The organism is Marinobacter sp. MMG032, assembly GCF_040112695.1.
Taxonomy (GTDB): Bacteria; Pseudomonadota; Gammaproteobacteria; order Pseudomonadales; family Oleiphilaceae; genus Marinobacter; species Marinobacter salsuginis.
This window is the reverse complement of record NZ_CP157803.1, coordinates 51,420-68,575: the sequence shown is the minus strand read 5'-3', so window position 1 is coordinate 68,575 and position 17,156 is coordinate 51,420. Positions and strand designations below refer to the sequence as shown.

The following is a 17,156-nucleotide window of genomic DNA, read 5'->3' as shown; positions in this document are numbered from 1 at the left end:
AAGCGCCACCAAACCCGGTGCTCGTGAAGCTCAACGCACTATGAGGAGGTCATGTATGAAAACCAAATTACGCAAAACCACTGTTCCCGCAGTGGCCGCAGCAATCTTCAGCCTGATGTTTGCCGGTAGCGCCCAAGCTCATTGTGATGCTCTGGACGGTCCCGTGATTACCGAAGCCCGTGCGGCACTGGAGTCAGGCAATGTTAAGCCCTTGCTCAAATGGGTGCCGGCAAAGGATGAGGCCGAAATCAAAAGGGTATTCGCCGATGTGCGCCAAGTCCGCGGGCAAAGCGAAACTGCGAAAAACATTGCCGATCAGCATCTGTTCTCGACGCTCGTTGAGGTTCATCGTGCCTCCGAAGGCGCACCCTTTACCGGCATCAAGCCTTCCGGACAGATTGATCCGGGTTTAATGGCGGCGGATGCGGCGTTGGAAAACGGGCAAATTGATCGCCTCGTGGCAAATATAACCCGCAAGATCGAGAACGGTATTCGTGAGCGTTATCATGAGGCTCAGCGTACAAGGGCCATGGCTGATCAAAGCGGCGATAAGGGGCGTGCCTTTGTCGCTGACTACGTCAATTACATTCACTATATAGAGGGCGTGCATGGCGCTGCTGGAGGGCAGGGGCACTAATTCCTATCTTCACGCAGACGCAAAGCAGGCTGACGGCCTGCTTTGCCGTTGTATTCATTTCCAGTTTCGCCTTCGGCTGAATTGGTACCATCATTCTATTAAGGCGCATCAAAAAACATAAATGAAGCCAACACCAATCTCCGCTTCATAATCATTCCGGGATATCGGGCAGCCATATTACTAACTGAGGGGCGTGCTGTGTTTTATCTAATTTCGGTATTTCCGCAATTAGAGAAAAAAATTCCAAGCGCCAGGTATGGAAGGCGTATCAGCGCGTTAAATCAAATCGAGGTGCGGCCGGTGTAGATGGCCAGACGATTCAGGACTTTGATCGAGACTTAAGTAAGAACCTCTATCTAATTTGGAATCGGATGTCGTCCGGCAGCTATTTCCCACCGTCCGTCAAAGCAGTTCCAATTCCGAAGAAAAGTGGAGGAGAAAGATTGCTCGGGGTACCCACGGTTAGCGATCGTATAGCGCAAACTGTGGTTACTATGACGCTGGAACCTATCCTGGAACCTGTCTTTCATGTGGACTCGTACGGGTATCGGCGCGGGAAATCCCCGCATGATGCGCTTGCGATCACGCGAAAGCGGTGCTGGGAAAGGGACTGGGTGCTGGAGTATGACATCCGTGGCTTGTTTGATCATATTGATCATGAGCTATTGCTCAAGGCCCTTGACCACCATTGCTCTGAATCCTGGGTGCTGCTGTATGTGAGGCGCTGGCTAACGGCACCGATGCAGACGAAAGATGGTAAGCAGGAACGACGGAACGTTGGCACACCACAAGGTGGCCCGTTATCGCCAGTTCTGGCAAACCTGTTTCTGCATTATGCATTGGATCGTTGGCTGACCGTTCGTCATCCGGATATCCCATTCTGCCGATATGCAGATGACGGAATACTGCGTTGTCGAAGTGAGCGTGAGGCTCAGTATCTGCATTCCCAGCTAGATATGCGTGAGGTGGACCCAATAGCTATTCACAGAGATGCCCAACAAACGAGTATACTGGCCTGTGTTTGTCCAGGCTGCTCGGATAAATCACCATCAGCTCCTTGCTAAGGCCAGGCTCACTCACGGGAATAGCCACCAGACTTCCATTTTGGACCTCCTCCCGTACAGAACTTTCAAGCACCAACGATGCGCCAAGTCCGACCTTAACCGCTTGCTTGACGGCTTCGGTGCTACCCAGCTGCATAGATACCGTCGGAAATGGCCCATGCTCACCGAAGTAGGTCGCCAAAAGCCGGCCAGTGCCGGTGCCGGGTTCGCCGCCGATCAGAGCCATGTTAGACAGCGTATCGCGGTCGATATCGGTTCGACGGACTAACGGGTGACCAGGCGGAACGATTAGAACAACGGGCTCGTTACGCCACGCCTGAGCATGGAATCCGGGTAGATCATGCCACCACTCCATAATCGCCACGTCCAGCTCACCGTCCGATAAATGCCGTGCAATAGTCGGATTGGAATCTATTACCACATCCACCTCGGGCCCTACGCCCAGCTCCTTGTAACGACGGATGTAGGGCTGGAGCATATAAATCCCAATATTGGAGCTCGCCCCAACGCGAAGTCGAGCCTCCATAATGGAAGATCTCGCCTGCTCCTCCAGCCGGAGCAGACTTCGGGCAAAAGGCAACAAGGTTAAGGCAGCCCGGGTTGGCTCACAGCCAGAGCGCCCCCTGTGGACCAATAAAACGCCAAGTTGGTTTTCGAGTTTTTGAAGGTGCTGGGACAGTGTGGGTTGTGCGATGTCCAACTGGCGGGCTGCGGCCTGAAACCCGTTGTGGTCCAGCACCGCCACGAAACTCTTCAGCCAGACAAGATTCAGCATGGGCCGCTCTCGCGGCCACTGGGATCATTGATCGCATCACCCGGCCGCTCACCCCGAAGCACTTGCAGAATGTTCCGAGCAGCGCGTTGCTCGATAGCCAGACGCACCTGGCTGACTGCCGATCCGATGTGAGCAGTAAACAGCGTGTTGGGGTGGGCCCTGAGCCCCTGGGCGATCTCCCTCGGACGATCTTCTCTCGCCCAATCTTCCATCTCAAACACATCAGCGGCGTACCCCCCCAACTGACCGGATTGAAGCGCTTGCAGAACACTACCCTCATCCACCACAGATCCACGGCAGGGATTGATAAGGAATGCGCCCGGTTTCATTCCTGTTAGCGTTTCGCGATTAATGGTGTGGAGAGTTTGCTCATTGAGCGCCAGTGCCAGGATCACAATATCTGACTGGGCCAGCAGCATCTTGAGGGGAGTATGGGACAAACCCAGTGCCTGCTCATGCTGCACGGGTAAACGTTCCGGCTGGGAATAGATTAAATCCGCTCCCCATCCGTTCAGGCGCTGCGCCACCGCTTGGCCGATGGCCCCCATACCCACAATACCAATCCGTGAGCCTTCGATCCCCTGCCCATAGAAGCGTGGTGTCCAGCCAGTAAATTCACCGGATCGAACGAAGTGGTCCGCCGCCTTGACTTGTCGGGTGAGACTGATCGTCAGCCCGACCGTTAGCTCTGCAGTAGGCACGGTTAGCAAATCCGGTACAAATGTCAGCCAAACCCCATGACGCGTGCAGGCATCCACATCAAAGTTGTCATAGCCTTTCAGGGCTGCACCAATCACCTTCAAGCGCGGACACCCCTGTAGGAACTCCACTCCAACTCGGTCTGGCATGAACGCCATCATCGCATCAGCGTCTGCAACGCGCGCAGCCACTTCCTCCTGGGGCAACGTGGCGCCGGATTGGTTGGTGACCAGCTCGCAATCTTGGGCAAGTTCATCCAGAACACTGTCATGGATCTTATGGGTTATCACAACCTTGGGTTTCATCGACGTTCCTTATTTGAATTTCTTACGAAGGCGGCCACTGAGACTGTCCACGACGGTGACCATCAACAAGATGACAATGAGAATGGCGCTGACTTCCTGATACTGCATGATTCTCAGCGAGCCCATCAATTCGAAGCCAATACCACCGGCACCCACCATGCCCATTACGGTCGAGGCACGGAAATTGTATTCCCAGCGATAAATGGACACGTCCGCGAATTGAGGAAGTACTTGTGGCAGCACGGCGTGATAGAGCACCTGCAAGCGAGTAGCGCCGGCAGCATCGGCCGCTTCCACTGGCGCCTCATCTACATGCTCAATCGCTTCGGCAAAAAACTTTCCAACCATGCCAATGGAGTGAAGACCGAGCGCCAGTACGCCAGGCAACGCCCCAAAACCAACAGCAGCCACGAAGATGATGCCCATGATCAGTTCCGGGACTGAACGCAAACCGTTTAAAAGGGTTCGAGTTACTTGGAACACCACCGGATGTGGAGAGGTGTTGCGCGCAGCCAGGAATGCCAGTGGCACAGACAAGGTTACTGCAATGGCAGTACCGGCAATGCTCATCGCAAGCGTGTCGATTAACGGCGACACCCAGCTGGCCACATTGGTGAAGTCAGGTGGAAGAGATTCGCCAATGAGTGTGCCTATGGCTGGCACGCCATTGGCAAGTGTATTGAAATTGAGCAGCCCTACGTACCAACTTGCGACAAAAATGATGAGCAGCACTAACAGCGACTGTCCGAGTTTTTTCCGCCAGCCTTTCGCGTGCTCATCCAGCACGGAGGCCGACGGGGCCGGCGACAGAGTCGCCGGTTCCGTCGTTGTATAGTTCATGGGGCACTCCTCACATTTTTGCGAAATCAAGATTGAGCAGGACACCCATAGCGCGGATGACATCGTAATCTTCGTCGGTAATTGCCGCGAATCCCTCAGCCTTCAGGTTGTCGAGAATCTCCGGGTCATCGATCTGCAGAAAGGCTTTCTGAATGTTGCTCTTCAGCTCAGGGGCCAGGTTCGAACGCATGGCCCAGGGGTATTGAGGAAAGTCACCGCTGTAGCCCAGCACTTTGACCTTGCTCCGATCAATCAAACCGCGGTCCATCACATGCTCGAAGATAACTTCGGACAACCCTCCGGCGTCGGCATTGCCATTGGCGACGTTAACCGCAACAGCGTCATGGCTACCGACGAAATGAGCCTCATAGTCCTTTCCGGCTTCGAGCTCTGCCTTCTCAAGGAGTACGGTCTTGGGGATCAGGTGGCTGGAAGTGGATGCGCGGTCACCGTAGGCCATTTTCTTGCCTTTGATATCCGCGAAGGAGCCAACGCCAGAGTCCGCATTGGCAATAATGATGGAGCGATAAGTCGGCTTCCCGTCTACCACCATGGCGGCAAAGGGTTCAATGTCACTCTTACTCTTGGCCATCACATAGGACAACGGACCAAAGTAAGCCAGGTCAATTCGGCCAAAACGCATGGCTTCGATCATGGAGGAGTAATCGGTGGTAACAATCAGTTCTACTTCCTTACCAAGAGTGGTTTCCAGGTAATCCTTCAAAGGTTGGTTTCGCTTGATCAGTTCTGACGCGTTCTCATCCGGCAGCAAGGCAACTTTCAAAAGATCAGGGTCTGTATCTGCGGCATGGGCTGACCAATGGATGCCGAGCATCATTATCAGAGCCAGCAAAGAGTGAATCATTGTCTTCATTGTGCTATCTCTCCAGTACGTCTGTCGTTATCGGGGTGGTCTTAGGTTTATGGATGGCTGGTTTGCCTTCCGCAGCTACCACGCTGGGTGAACGGTGGTAAATCTCGTCCAGGTGTTTCGATTTCAGGTTTTCAGGAGCATCGTCAAAAACGATATGAGCGTTCGAAAGGCCGATGATCCGGTCTGCAAAACGCTGGGCGTATTCCAATTGGTGCAAGGAAATAACCGCGGTGATTCCATCTTCCTGACAAATATCGCGCAGTAGGCCGAGTACCTTTTCAGAAGTGGCCGGATCCAGGCTGGCAACGGGCTCATCGGCAAGAATCATGGATGGTTGCTGCACCAATGCTCTGGCGATTCCAACCCGCTGCTGCTGGCCGCCGGACAACTGATCTACTCGGGAAAGCGCTTTGTCAGCCAGACCTACGCGGTCGAGGCATTGCAGAGCCAACTCCAGGTCCTGCCGGGGCAGGGGAAGCAGGCTTCGCCAAGTACCGTGATACGCAAGTCTGCCTGTCAGCACATTCTGTAACGCGGTGTATCGTTCGATCAGCTGGTGATGCTGGAACACCATGGCGGTGCGGCTGCGGTGCTGTCGCAGGATTCTACGGTTGGTCAGTTCACCAAACTCGCCAGACACAACCTTCCCGGTTGTGGGCTTAACCAGGTGATTCAGTGAACGAAGCAGAGTGGATTTACCCGCGCCTGAAAGTCCCAGTAGCACGGTGAATTCGCCCTTGTGAAAGTGAACGTTGGTGGGTTTGAGCGCGAGGACGTTTCCCGGGTAGGTTACGCCCATACTCTCGACTCGAAGCATCACATTGGTTGATTGAGTTGGCGCCACAGGATCACCTTTTGCAATAAATAAGCTCGCCGTATTGCGAGTTACAATTGAACGGTAAAGCTGAGAGATGACACTGTCGTGTCACTGACGTGACAGGTTGATGAAGTGCTTTTGGTTCGCAAGGATTTTCCGAAGGGCTCTGTGAAATACATGGAGCTCAGCCAAAGTGGAACGAGCCACCCAGGAGCTTAAGCAACAAAAATTGCGTTCCACCGTCAGTCGGCGAATCTCACGGTACAGTTCGTCCGTGCTGAGTTCATCGAATTGCTTACCGACTATACTCTTGCCTTCGAGGAGGTCGGACGCGCTCTCCAATAGGTCGCGCTTCCAGGTGCTGACTATGGTGGGGTGGATCTGGAAACGGGCAGCAATTCAAGGTGTGGCCTTAAGGGTGGGCAAGGACAGCCTTGCACTTACTAATTCGAAATAAAGTAAGCAGGGCACTGTCACCGCATCACTGATGCTGCGCAAGCTCGGGAGCTATCCGCGTCAGAATGGCCTCGCGATCGCATTGCGCGAGCTGGGCCGCATTGAGCGAACATTATTCGCACTCGACTGGATGCAAAACGTCGAACTGCGTCGCCGCGTGCAGGTTGGTTTGAATAAGGGCGAGGCTAAGAACGCGCTGGCTCGTGCCGTCTTCCTGAACCGGCTCGGTGAACTCCGCGATCGCAGTTACGAGAATCAACGCTACCGTGCAAGCGGACTCAATCTCGTCGTCAGCGCTATTATCCTTTGGAATACGGTTTATATGGAGCGGGCGGTTCAAGCACTGCGCGAAGACGGCCGGGATATCGACGAGACGCTTCTGCGGCATCTTTCTCCCTTGGGCTGGGAGCACATCAACCTGACCGGCGACTATATCTGGCAGCAGGACAAACAGGTCGAACAAGGAAAGTACCGATCGTTACGAACACTGCAGAGGTCTTAGCGTACGATTTTTTCCGTTTCGTGAGCTGACCCCTATTTGAGACAGTAATCCAGAAGTGGTCCGATTAAAAAGTGATATTGGCTGGTGGCCGACACAACGGATCGACAATAGCCTTTTGGCCGGAAATTACATAAAGAAACTTTCGGCGGAAGAGTGAGCTAACATAAGATAATATAGCAACATACAAAATTAGATCTCGCGGGTTCGCTCAGGCCCACCCGCAGACACTCACCGATCCAACAGGGTATGCCCGTGACAGTAAAAGCCGAACGGACGCTCCAGCAAGTCAAGATGTCCGACGACCTCCATAAAACCATCAAAATGATGGCGGTGCAGAAGAACACTTTCATGAACGACATCTACGACGAAGCAGTAACCGCCCTGCTCAACGCTCGAAAATTCACCGACCTTCAATACCTGGCATCCCCAAAGAACGGCAAGGCCAAGTCTCTCTGGCTTGCCGATGATGTCCACCAAAAGGCGAAAGCTCTGGCAGAGCGCGACCAGGTTCCTATGAATCGCGTCGTATATACCGCGATTGTGCACTACTGCAAGAGCGAAGGTCCGGCCTAAAAAAATAGACAAAAACATATAAAATTGTATACTGCTTTCTAAATTGGTTGTCGCGGACCAGGGACGGCGAGCCAGCAAACTTACAGGAAGCACCAAGTGGACGCGACCGAACACCTAAAACAACTAAAGCTCAGCCACGAAACCCGGACCGCTTTAAAAGAGTTCGCTGCCCACCAGGGCATCTTCCTGAAGCAACTCTATCGCGATGCTATCGACTGGTTCCTCACTGAAGGTTCTTCCTCGGCCGACTGGGACTACCTTTGTTCACCTCGCTCCGGTCAGTATACGTCTATCTGGCTCCCCACCCGCACCATTGCTCAGGTCAAATCCCGAGCCTCGTCAGACAACATCCCGGAAAATCGAGTGATCTACACGAGCCTCGTCCGCTACCTTGCCGCACACACCGAAACAAACATATAAAAATGTATGCATTCATATAATTTTTAGCCTATACTCTCCAGAACGTTCAAAGGCTCTGGTGCAGGCTAATTTTATATGCGTTCATATATTCATATAGCAGCCACAATTCTAGCTCTCGTCGCAGGTCAAGCTAAGGCCAGCCCTCTGTCCACGATCGTCTTCGACCGTGGCGGATTCCACATCGTTGATCATCACCGCCTCCCACAACCGAAAGTCGAGCAAATCGCCAAGGGCATCCACATCGATCCCCGATTGCTCCGTGAACTACAAACCACAGCTAAGAAAAAGGACCGCTAATGCGCCAGAACATTTTTCGCATCTCTGCACTTGTTGCTCTCTGCTTGATGCCATTCGTCACTTCCGCCATGACTTCTGAGCAAGCGCTGAAATCGCTCCAACAGAGCTTTACTAACTCAAAGATTCAAGATTTCCGCAAAGCGCCCATTGAAGGGCTTTACGAAGTGACCCTGGACGGAGCACAGGTTATCTATTTTGCGCCTGAGGATGATGCCCTGATCTTCGGGGAAATCTACTCGCGTGATGGTCGGTCACTGACAGCAGAAGCGGTGGCCCGCGCAAACCAGCTTCGGATTGACGATCTCCCCTATGATCAAGCGTTAATCCTCGGGCCAGAAGATGGCATTCCGATCATTGAATTCACAGATCCCGATTGCCCTTACTGCCTGCGTTATGACGAATTTATCCGCAACTCGGAGGTGCCTGTGAAGAGGGTCATCTTCTTCATGACGCGGATTCACCCCAACACTGCCCCGGCCAAAGCACAGCACATTCTGTGCTCTGCCGATCCGGCCAAGGCATTTGACGATGTGTACCTCAAGCGAGCCAGCGCAACCGAGCGGTGTCCGGAAGCTGTGGAGAGACTGGAAGTACACGACACGGTATCAACCCAATGGCGTGTGAATGGCACACCAACATTGGTGCTTGATGGCAGCCCGGTAACGGGCTTCAGGAAAGAGGTAGTGGCTAACTTCCTCGCTAGTAAATCTAAGGAGAGTTTGAAATGAACCAAATGAAAAGTGCCTCAGAAGTCGCTCACTCAGAACTTCAGCGCCTGTCCGCAATTGCCAAAGCGCGTTTCGGGTCGTTCCGTGAAGCGGCTCCCGTAGCTGCTGTTCCGCTGCTTGTATTGGGGTCAATGTCTGCAAGCGCGATCACAGCACCCGCGGCCGGCACATTCGCCTACGATCTTTACGACGTAGCGGTAAACGACATGCTGAAAGGGCCGGTCGGCTTTGTGGGCGGCCTGGCAGCAATCGTTCTGTCAGCCGTCCAGATCACCAAGAACTGGATGCTGGCTGCCGGTGGTGTGCTCGGTGGTACCGCCATGATCAAGGCGGACAGCATCACCACCTCTCTGGGCATGGTGCTCTAAGAAACGATAGATAAAGGAGGGCCGTCGTGGACCAGTCAAGATTACCGATCTACCTTCATCAGCCGCTTCAGGTTTTGTGGTTTGACGCGCATGAGATGGCGATCATCGTGATTTTTTATCTAGGTGCAACAATCTTCGGAGGTGTCGCCTACATAACCCTGTTCCTCGGTCCGGCCCTCCTTATTCCAATGAAACGCAGGCAAGCCCGTGGTTGGTTCGGTCACCTCGCCTATGCCAACGGATTTTTTGAGCTGAAGGGCTACCCCCTCCCAACAGCAACCAAATTCAACGAGTGACTGTATGAAAAGCCTCTTTCCCAATCTCTTTGTCCAGGACAGCAGCAACGTGTTCGCGGAAAACCGGTTGCTCAAGCTCGGTTTCATTTGCATGGTGCTTTTCTCTGCCTTCCAGGCCTTCTCCATCCATGGGGCACTTGAAAAACAGCAAACCCATATCGTGCCGATTGGTGGTCAGGGGGATTTCGTGATCTCCGGCTCCACAGCCTCTGATGATTATTTGCGCTCAATGGCCCGTTACATCGTGCACATGGCCGGCAACCTTTCCGCTGCAAGCGCGCGGCGTCAACTCAACGAATTATTAGTGCTTGTCCACCCCGACAAGTATTCAGAGTACCGGGATCTGTTTACCAAACTGGCCACCGGTATCGAGAAATACCCCACGGTGTCTTATGTCGTGAATTGGAAAGGAAACCGGGACATAAAAAAGATCGGAGAAAACACCCTGCGGATAGCTACGACGAAACGAAGGATCGTCGGGGACTCAGTTACCAGGACTGAGAATGTCACATACGAAATCACATACGCCATAACGCAAGGGCGGTTCTGGCTGCAAGGAATCAAGGAGGTTTCCGACGATGCGTAACCTATTTATTGGCTTGGCCATGGCGACCGCCATCATGCCAACCTTCGCGCACACGCAAACGGTTCGGCCAGATGTGGTGACACCGATTGAAATGTCCAACCGTGACATCAACCGTGTGACCTGCGTTGATGGGGCGATCAATGACGCTTTTTTCTCCCAGGAGAAGGGCATTGTCGTTGAAAACTCTGGAAACAACAGTTTCGTGAAGTTCCTGATCAACGATAACGGGCAAAGCATGGATTACGTCACCGCCCGGAGCGAATTCTATATTGTTTGCGCCGGTGACATTTACACGCTGATGGTCACCCCGAAAGACATCAGCGGACAGACTATCCGCCTATCAACTGGCGCGAAGGTCCGGATCGAAGAGAATCAAAAGCTCCTTTCACCGTTGCCCGACGAAGAGCGTGCGATTTTCCTGACGCTGGCAGCTCTCCGTGATGACATACCCGAGTCTTTTACGGTAACAGACGAACCGCAAGACCGTTGGCACGCCGACAAAACACCCTCGAAATCTGGCACAAAGCTTTCGCTGCGCCGTTCGATTCGGGTGGAAGGTATGGGCCTTACACTCAAGGAATTCTTGGTGAAAACCCAGTCTGGCACAACTTTCGAGGAAACTGATTTTCTGGCAACACAGATCGATGACTCGATCTTCGCCGTGACCATGGATCCCCTGCGCCTGGAGCCCGGGCAAATTGGTCGTCTCTTTGTGATCAGTAAGGAGGGATTCTAATGGGGAACTGGTGGAGTAGCCTGACTGCTGACAACAAACTCAAGTATCGTAAGTACGGCTTAATCGCAGGATTTCTCTCCCTGCTTCTCGTTGTCTACTACGCCTCTGGCCAAGATGAAAAAGAACCGGTGAAGGAAGTCGACACTACCGATCTTTCCCTGGGCTCTGATCTTCTTGAGGATGATATCAGGGCAAAAGTTGATCGAGACTTGAAACAGGTTGGCGAGACTTTGGCTGAAATGGAGCGAAGGCAGAGACAATACGACTCCGTTCTCGCTGCCCTGGAGAAAGGTCAGAAATCAGTTCCGGCGGAATCAGAGCCGGAGCCAGTGAACCCGTTGGCTGAAGTAGATGACGCGGAAATAAGCTACCCACCACCACCCTCGGGATATACCCCGCAGTTCGAAGAAATGGCAGCGCTTGATACTGTTCCAGTTCAAGCCAAAGTGATGGGCGGTATTTCAAGGGCTCCAGGTGCTGAGCTGTCGCCAGAAACCACGGCAAAAAAAAAGCCTTCGATCTACATGCCCCCGTCGTTCATGCCTGCAATTCTTCTGACGGGATTGAATGCCCTTACCTCGGAACTAGGTGATGCAAATCCGGAGCCGGTTATCCTTCGGGTCCAGGCTCCGGCCGTTCTCCCCAACTCTGTGAAAGCCAACCTTAAAGGCTGCTTCGTGGTCGCCAACGCTACTGGCAACCTGGCGCAAGAACGGGTCAACCTTCAACTCGTAAGCCTGTCTTGCATGTCGCTCAATGGCGATGCCGTTATCGACCAGCCAGTTCAGGGCTTTGTCGCCGATGCAGACGGAAAACGCGGGCTGACAGGGATAGTTGTCACGAAGATGGGTGCCCACGTCGCACGCACTATTGTTGCTGGACTTTTTGAGGGCGCCGGTAACGGCATATCGGCCGCAGCCTCTACCACCTCAACATCCCCGCTCGGAACAACTCAGGTAATCGATACTGACAGCATGTTGCAGTCGGCAGGCGGACAAGGCCTGAAGTCTGGGGCCCAAGCAGTCCAAAAGCTGTTTCTGGACCTCGCGAAACAAACCACTCCCGTCATTGAAGTTGGTGCCGCCAAAAAGCTCACGGTGGTCATTCAGAAGGGCGTATCACTGGAAATTAGGGAGAACTAAATGAAAAAACTGAACCTCTGCATCGTTACACTAATGGTCTCCGGTTGCTCCTTGGTGCCTTATGAGAACGAGTTTTCGTGCCAGCTTGAAGACAACTACGGCAAGTGCATCAACGTCGAAAGCGCCTACGAAGAGGCCGTAACGGGTGTTGAACAGTACCCCCACATGCAAAAGGCCTCGGAACGCAATCGTCAGGCCCGGGATGAGCGGGCCGTTAGTGGATCCTCTCGAGTGAAAGAGCAGCCGATTGGCGCCCGCCAAACAACTAAGACCCCAGAAACTGCCGTCCAAGTCATTGCCCCCGAACCATCTGCATACAGCGGTTACCGTGATGCGGTTTATGACCAGCTAGGCTCATTGGTGGCCCAGCCTCAGACGCCCATGATTAAACCTCCAAGGGCTGTACGCACCATGATCCTGCCCTATTCCAGTGAGCTGAAGAAGGATCGGCTCTACATGCCGCGCTTCATTTACTCAATTGTTGATGAGCCGCGTTTCGTGATGGGGCAATACCTCTACCGGAAACCTGAGCTAACGGAGTCCCTAATTGACAGCGTCCGGGAGAACAAGGAATGACAGCTCTTGAGAAGCCAGTGGGACCTCTCGCCAAAATGCGCCAGATCCTCCTCGGGGACGGTGGAGGCGTCACCCACAAAGACCTGGAGTCTGAGCTGGTGCGGGTGAAAATGTCCGACTATCTCCCGTGGGTATCTTTTGACCAGGATCGTCAGGCTTTCCAGACGCTGGATAACAGGCACGGTTACATTTGGGAGATAACCCCTCTGACCTTCCTGGGAGGTCGCGACCTTAAGCAACTTGAGACGTTTCTATCGATTGCCTGGCCGAAACGGACCATCATGCAATTCATCCTGTATCCGGACCATAATATTGATGGCTTCCTCGAAGACTACAAAAACACGAAAACGCGCAAGGATCCGCTGAGCCAGAAAAGTGTTCAGGAATATGCAAAATTCCTGAAAGAAGGTACGAAAGGGATAAAGGCCTTCCACGGGATCCCGGTCAGGAACTTCCGGGGCTTTCTCTGCATAAAAACAAAAGAACCTTTACCCGATGACGTAATATCGATTGCCGAAGAGACATTGCAGGGGGCGCATTTGGCCCCCCGCCGATGGGGTCAGGGCGACCTTGTTGCTTGGGCTCGCCAGTTTTTCAACGACCCGTATGCGCCACCAAATGGGCGCTGTGACAGCCTGATCCCGCTTCGCAAACAGATCATCAATGCTGAAACGAAAATCGAATTCCATGGCCACAACGGCCCTTTTGAATTGGGTCGTCGTTACGGTCGAGTCCTAACCCCCAAGGTCAATGCTAAAACCATCGATGCATTCACCTCAAACACGCTCATTGGTGGGGTAATGGGGCCTTCTGAAGACAATGACCAAATAACCTCCCCCTTTCTTTTGTCACTCAATATCGTGTACGAGGACATCAAAACGAGCATTCACCAAAAGGCCTCCGCAACCATGGCTCAGAAGGCCACCGGATCCTTTGCCAAAGCAATTCAGCGCCGCACCGAAGAGTTCTCTTGGGCCTTGGATCAACTCGAACAAGAGCGCTTCATGACCATTATCCCGAGCCTGGTTGTGTTTGGTGACACGGAGGAGGACACCATCGATAACGTGTCGCGGGCCCGGCGGATATGGGAATCGAAAGAATTTCAGATGCAGGAGGAGTCCACGCTCGAAAAGCCGATGTTGATCGCGTCATTGCCATTCGGACTTTACGATATTGATAAGAACATCCAACTCCTCGACCGCCATTTCTATGCCCCCCAATCGACGGTAGCTCGGTTCCTTCCCGTTCAAGGTGACTTTCAGGGGGCTTCGCGGCCTGTTTTGGCCTTTGTAGGAAGAAAAGGGCAGGCGGTTGGAATCGATGTGTATGACAAACGGGCCCACAATCATAACTTTCTGATTGCGGCGGGTTCTGGCGCTGGGAAGTCATACAGCCTCAACAACATCTGCTCTAACTACTACTCAGCCGGCTCCCTGGTTCGAGTGGTTGATATTGGCTATTCGTTCGAAAAACTCGCGCGCACGGTGGGAGGCCGATTCATGGATTTTGGAAAAGAAAGGGTGGTAATCAACCCTTTTACTTCCCAATCCAAGGACGCGGATGATTTGGCTTCTGACCTGGTGGCCACGGCCAACATTATCGCGGAAATGGCCTACTCTGCCTCCCGTCAGCCGCTACACGAGACAGAATGGACCCTGATCAAAGAGGCCGTGAGATGGGCAGCTGAGACTGGCGATGTTGAAAACGGCATTGATACAGTTCAACGGTACCTGCGCCGCTATCCGGAAGATGCCGTCGATAAACCGGAGTTTTCCGGGGCGATCGACAAGGCACACGAGCTCGCGTTCAACCTTTATGACTTCACTTCCAAAGGTAACTTCGGGCAATACTTCAATGGCAAAAGCACCTTCAACATTGCGAATGATGATTTTGTCGTGCTGGAGCTGGAAAAACTCAACTCTCAGAAGGAGCTGTTCAACGTTGTCATCATGCAGGTGATGAACTCCGTGACACAGGACCTTTACTTGTCAGACCGCTCTCAGGAAAGGTTCATTCTATTCGAAGAAGCGTGGCAGTATTTCTCGGACACCTCCGGCACAGGGAATCGCCTGGGAGCCCTGATTGAAGAGGGGTACCGGCGGGCCCGAAAATACGGCGGCTCGTTTGGAATTGTCACCCAATCCCCCCTCGATCTTCTGAAGTTTGGCCCGGTCGGTACCGTCATCAAGAACAACGCAGCGTTCAAGTTTTTCCTCGAATGTGAGGACTACAAAAAAGCAGTGGATCAAGGTGTTCTAGACTACCAGGGCCTTGCCGTCGACCTGCTGACCTCTATCCGCGCCAATAAGCCCAAATACTCCGAAATCTTTTTCGAAACGCCTCTGGGGAAAGGCGTGGGGCGCCTTGCAGTTGATCCATGGAACCATTGGGTGGCCACCTCCAGCCACGAGGATGTAGCTGCTTTCAATGCCCTGATCAAACAGGGCATACCGCCTGTTGAGGCCATATCCAAGCTATCAGGGGTGCCGATTTGAGGTATTTCATCACGATCCTTGTTGCACTGCTCCCCTGCACCCTTCAGGCGGACCCCGCCTCGGTTGCAACTGCGGAGTCTACTGTCCAGGGTGCGATGGCCAATTATGGCTCGGCCGATGCGATCAAGGAAAACCTAACAGCACCACTTATGTCCGACGACGCCATGAAAACCTTTGATGGCACTCAGTTCTCAGCAAAACTGGGCTGCAACTCCAGCCAGCAATTCCTGGAGATGTTTATTGCACCCTCAGCCTCGGGCGATATCACTACCCTGCAAGCATCCCAGGATACGAACCTGGATGGCGTCGTTGATCATATTTACGCCCCCTCTTTGCCGATCTCCGGTGTCTGTGCGAACGGTGCAATTTCCTGTGACGCGGGCACGTGGAACAACTGCTCTGCATTGGCATGGACCCCGAGCGCCGCCGGAGAGCTCAGCCTGGCACCAACCGACCTCGAATCCCTGGGCGGCTGCTATTGCATTAACAATTCCTGTGGGTCGGGCTTGGTCATGGGAAATCTGGAAAAAATTCTTTCTGATCTGGGTGGTGGGGCCACGGGCTCGCTTACCGCGCAGTCTGAATATTTAACGATTTCTGAAGTTGGCGTGAGTGGCCCGATGATCAAATTCTACGCTCAAAAGGCGGGCGACTGTGCAACAGGTTCTCCACTCCTAAAAGCCTATAAAGGCAATCCAGGTCAGCTTTCCAGCGATGCGTTCGCCGCCACCAGCAGTGATCCCACGTACGATCTGATAACCAATTCTCCTGCCGCAAATGCCAATGCAGGAGACATCAAGCAATGCGTTATGCGTCGTACGATTACGGTGGCCGAAACTGTCACAGACCAGTTTGTGGACGTTCGCATAGCTGCTCAGGGACGCGTCTACCTGACCATCGAGTTCGACTTTAAAGACGGCTCCTGGCGGAAAGTAAGTCCAACAGATGGTGGTAACGTCCAGGCGATCGTTCCTACCCTTGACCACGGTGAGATCTGTGGCAATGGCCTGTCTGTCGCCGCCTCCAGCTTTCATCAATGGACCGGAGCCACCGGGATGTGGGGGAATTACGACACCACAGTGCATTTCCGCGTACTTCAGGAGCCAAGTTGTGCCAACAACCTGGTTGGCCGCGTCCAGATCCAAGACACCACAAGCGGCGGCAATGCCAAATACTGGCTTGGTGGCCGCTTCCGCTTCAAAACCCAGAAAGTCGAGTGCACCCTTTCAAGTGATGCCATATACGATGGCTGCAACGCCTATCGAAACGATACGTCCTGTGTCCTGAAGGAAGAGGATGTAGACGGCGTAACAACTATGACCAATTACGTACCTACTAGCCTCACCCCCTTACCAACCGTGCAGCCGATCACCGGAAGTTACTGCAACATTCCGGTTACCCGGGATTGGTGGGAAAAGAAGCGCACCTATCTTTGCGAGACCAACACCACCTACAACTTTGATGACGCTCTGGCTCGCGCCGACCATGTGCAAACCACTACCACCGGTACCGGCTATGAAGACTATCTAAAACAATCGAACGGCTCTATCACCACACCAACAGGATCCTTGACCACCCTGTCCGAGGTCGCAGTACCAGCCTGCACCCAGGCCTGTAAGACACGCAAGCCACGGCGAGCAACCGACGCCACTCAATCCGGCGTGGTACTGGAAAACCGCACCGACCCGGATACCTACGATTATTTCTATAGAGAATGCAGCAGCAATGTTTGTCCTTTAGAGGCGGGAGAAACCATTGTCGAAGCCTGCGACTGCCTAAATGAATTCGGTGACGCTGCCGCCACCGTTCAAGCCATCCGCCAAGCATCGAGGGACACGATATGCACAACTGGCGCAAAGGCTCCGCTGTAATTCTTGGTCTGTTCTTGGCCACCGTTCAGCCCTCTTGGGCGGCTAATTGGGCATGTGGACAGGACATCAATGGCGACGGAGAAATATCCGCATGGGGAG

At 53.4% G+C, this 17,156-nt stretch carries 16 protein-coding genes and 3 pseudogenes; 14 read left to right on the top strand and 5 right to left on the bottom strand.

Going from position 1 to position 17,156, the window contains the following annotated elements; translation table 11 throughout:
- Positions 1 to 55: 55 nt before the first annotated feature.
- Together ABNF92_RS19790 and ltrA are read left to right on the top strand one after the other, a co-directional pair.
- Positions 56 to 637, top strand: a complete 582-nt coding sequence (locus ABNF92_RS19790; protein ID WP_011786660.1) for a DUF6448 family protein — start codon at positions 56 to 58, stop codon at positions 635 to 637.
- Between the two features lie 218 nt (positions 638 to 855).
- Positions 856 to 1,590 (top strand): annotated as a pseudogene (ltrA, locus tag ABNF92_RS19785) (group II intron reverse transcriptase/maturase); the annotation flags it as partial.
- A 25-nt stretch (positions 1,591 to 1,615) separates the two neighbouring features.
- Here ltrA and ABNF92_RS19780 read toward each other — a convergent pair.
- The 5 genes and pseudogenes from ABNF92_RS19780 to phnC form a co-directional block, all read right to left on the bottom strand.
- The gene (locus ABNF92_RS19780) at positions 1,616 to 2,476 is read right to left on the bottom strand and encodes a LysR family transcriptional regulator (RefSeq protein ID WP_199453018.1); all 861 of its coding nucleotides are present in this window, start codon (positions 2,474 to 2,476) and stop codon (positions 1,616 to 1,618) included.
- Complete coding sequence (locus ABNF92_RS19775) at positions 2,470 to 3,480, bottom strand: phosphonate dehydrogenase (RefSeq protein ID WP_011783502.1); 1,011 nt, start codon at positions 3,478 to 3,480, stop codon at positions 2,470 to 2,472. The genes ABNF92_RS19780 and ABNF92_RS19775 overlap by 7 nt, the downstream gene beginning before the upstream one ends.
- Positions 3,481 to 3,489: 9 nt before the next feature.
- On the bottom strand, positions 3,490 to 4,320 hold the full coding sequence (gene phnE, locus ABNF92_RS19770; protein WP_011783501.1) for a phosphonate ABC transporter, permease protein PhnE: 831 nt from the start codon (positions 4,318 to 4,320) through the stop codon (positions 3,490 to 3,492).
- Positions 4,321 to 4,330: 10 nt separating this feature from the next.
- Positions 4,331 to 5,194, bottom strand: a complete 864-nt coding sequence (phnD, locus tag ABNF92_RS19765) for a phosphate/phosphite/phosphonate ABC transporter substrate-binding protein (protein ID WP_011783500.1) — start codon at positions 5,192 to 5,194, stop codon at positions 4,331 to 4,333.
- A gap of 133 nt (positions 5,195 to 5,327) precedes the next feature.
- Positions 5,328 to 6,011, bottom strand: a pseudogene (gene phnC, locus ABNF92_RS19760) (phosphonate ABC transporter ATP-binding protein); the annotation flags it as partial.
- 460 nt (positions 6,012 to 6,471) lie between these two features.
- Here phnC and ABNF92_RS19755 point away from each other — a divergent pair.
- The 12 genes and pseudogenes from ABNF92_RS19755 to ABNF92_RS19700 all read left to right on the top strand — a co-directional run.
- Positions 6,472 to 6,969 (top strand): annotated as a pseudogene (locus ABNF92_RS19755) (Tn3 family transposase); the annotation flags it as partial.
- A 252-nt stretch (positions 6,970 to 7,221) separates the two neighbouring features.
- The gene (locus ABNF92_RS19750) at positions 7,222 to 7,542 is read left to right on the top strand and encodes a hypothetical protein (RefSeq protein WP_108019771.1); all 321 of its coding nucleotides are present in this window, start codon (positions 7,222 to 7,224) and stop codon (positions 7,540 to 7,542) included.
- Positions 7,543 to 7,638: 96 nt separating this feature from the next.
- Positions 7,639 to 7,962, top strand: coding sequence for a hypothetical protein (locus ABNF92_RS19745; protein ID WP_062786927.1), 324 nt, complete (start codon positions 7,639 to 7,641; stop codon positions 7,960 to 7,962).
- 296 nt (positions 7,963 to 8,258) lie between these two features.
- Complete coding sequence (locus ABNF92_RS19740) at positions 8,259 to 8,987, top strand: DsbC family protein (RefSeq protein ID WP_222534950.1); 729 nt, start codon at positions 8,259 to 8,261, stop codon at positions 8,985 to 8,987.
- Entirely contained in the window at positions 8,984 to 9,355 is a 372-nt protein-coding gene (locus tag ABNF92_RS19735; protein ID WP_062786935.1) for a hypothetical protein, read from the top strand. Before ABNF92_RS19740 ends, ABNF92_RS19735 begins: the two co-directional genes overlap by 4 nt.
- A gap of 26 nt (positions 9,356 to 9,381) precedes the next feature.
- Positions 9,382 to 9,651, top strand: a complete 270-nt coding sequence (locus tag ABNF92_RS19730; protein ID WP_062786938.1) for a hypothetical protein — start codon at positions 9,382 to 9,384, stop codon at positions 9,649 to 9,651.
- A 4-nt stretch (positions 9,652 to 9,655) separates the two neighbouring features.
- The gene (locus ABNF92_RS19725; RefSeq protein ID WP_062786941.1) at positions 9,656 to 10,237 is read left to right on the top strand and encodes a TraE/TraK family type IV conjugative transfer system protein; all 582 of its coding nucleotides are present in this window, start codon (positions 9,656 to 9,658) and stop codon (positions 10,235 to 10,237) included.
- Positions 10,230 to 10,973, top strand: a complete 744-nt coding sequence (locus ABNF92_RS19720; RefSeq protein WP_222534951.1) for a type-F conjugative transfer system secretin TraK — start codon at positions 10,230 to 10,232, stop codon at positions 10,971 to 10,973. The genes ABNF92_RS19725 and ABNF92_RS19720 overlap by 8 nt, the downstream gene beginning before the upstream one ends.
- Positions 10,973 to 12,115: a TraB/VirB10 family protein gene (locus tag ABNF92_RS19715; protein WP_062786946.1), complete on the top strand. Its 1,143-nt coding sequence runs from the start codon at positions 10,973 to 10,975 to the stop codon at positions 12,113 to 12,115. Before ABNF92_RS19720 ends, ABNF92_RS19715 begins: the two co-directional genes overlap by 1 nt.
- Entirely contained in the window at positions 12,116 to 12,691 is a 576-nt protein-coding gene (locus ABNF92_RS19710; RefSeq protein WP_222534952.1) for a TraV family lipoprotein, read from the top strand.
- Complete coding sequence (locus ABNF92_RS19705) at positions 12,688 to 15,186, top strand: TraC family protein (protein ID WP_222534953.1); 2,499 nt, start codon at positions 12,688 to 12,690, stop codon at positions 15,184 to 15,186. The genes ABNF92_RS19710 and ABNF92_RS19705 overlap by 4 nt, the downstream gene beginning before the upstream one ends.
- Positions 15,183 to 17,057 (top strand): hypothetical protein, encoded by a 1,875-nt coding sequence (locus ABNF92_RS19700; protein WP_222534954.1) that lies wholly within the window; start codon positions 15,183 to 15,185, stop codon positions 17,055 to 17,057. The genes ABNF92_RS19705 and ABNF92_RS19700 overlap by 4 nt, the downstream gene beginning before the upstream one ends.
- Positions 17,058 to 17,156 lie beyond the last annotated feature (99 nt).

What these genes read in the sequence shown, in the direction of transcription:
- ABNF92_RS19780 (WP_199453018.1), bottom strand. Translation starts at nt 2,476, where the DNA reads ATGCTGAATCTTGTCTGGCTGAAGAGTTTCGTGGCGGTGCTGGACCAC.
- ABNF92_RS19710 (WP_222534952.1), top strand. Translation starts at nt 12,116, where the DNA reads ATGAAAAAACTGAACCTCTGCATCGTTACACTAATGGTCTCCGGTTGC.
- ABNF92_RS19775 (WP_011783502.1), bottom strand. Translation starts at nt 3,480, where the DNA reads ATGAAACCCAAGGTTGTGATAACCCATAAGATCCATGACAGTGTTCTG.
- ABNF92_RS19735 (WP_062786935.1), top strand. Translation starts at nt 8,984, where the DNA reads ATGAACCAAATGAAAAGTGCCTCAGAAGTCGCTCACTCAGAACTTCAG.
- ABNF92_RS19720 (WP_222534951.1), top strand. Translation starts at nt 10,230, where the DNA reads ATGCGTAACCTATTTATTGGCTTGGCCATGGCGACCGCCATCATGCCA.
- phnD (WP_011783500.1), bottom strand. Translation starts at nt 5,194, where the DNA reads ATGAAGACAATGATTCACTCTTTGCTGGCTCTGATAATGATGCTCGGC.
- ABNF92_RS19705 (WP_222534953.1), top strand. Translation starts at nt 12,688, where the DNA reads ATGACAGCTCTTGAGAAGCCAGTGGGACCTCTCGCCAAAATGCGCCAG.
- ABNF92_RS19740 (WP_222534950.1), top strand. Translation starts at nt 8,259, where the DNA reads ATGCGCCAGAACATTTTTCGCATCTCTGCACTTGTTGCTCTCTGCTTG.
- ABNF92_RS19715 (WP_062786946.1), top strand. Translation starts at nt 10,973, where the DNA reads ATGGGGAACTGGTGGAGTAGCCTGACTGCTGACAACAAACTCAAGTAT.
- ABNF92_RS19790 (WP_011786660.1), top strand. Translation starts at nt 56, where the DNA reads ATGAAAACCAAATTACGCAAAACCACTGTTCCCGCAGTGGCCGCAGCA.
- phnE (WP_011783501.1), bottom strand. Translation starts at nt 4,320, where the DNA reads ATGAACTATACAACGACGGAACCGGCGACTCTGTCGCCGGCCCCGTCG.
- ABNF92_RS19725 (WP_062786941.1), top strand. Translation starts at nt 9,656, where the DNA reads ATGAAAAGCCTCTTTCCCAATCTCTTTGTCCAGGACAGCAGCAACGTG.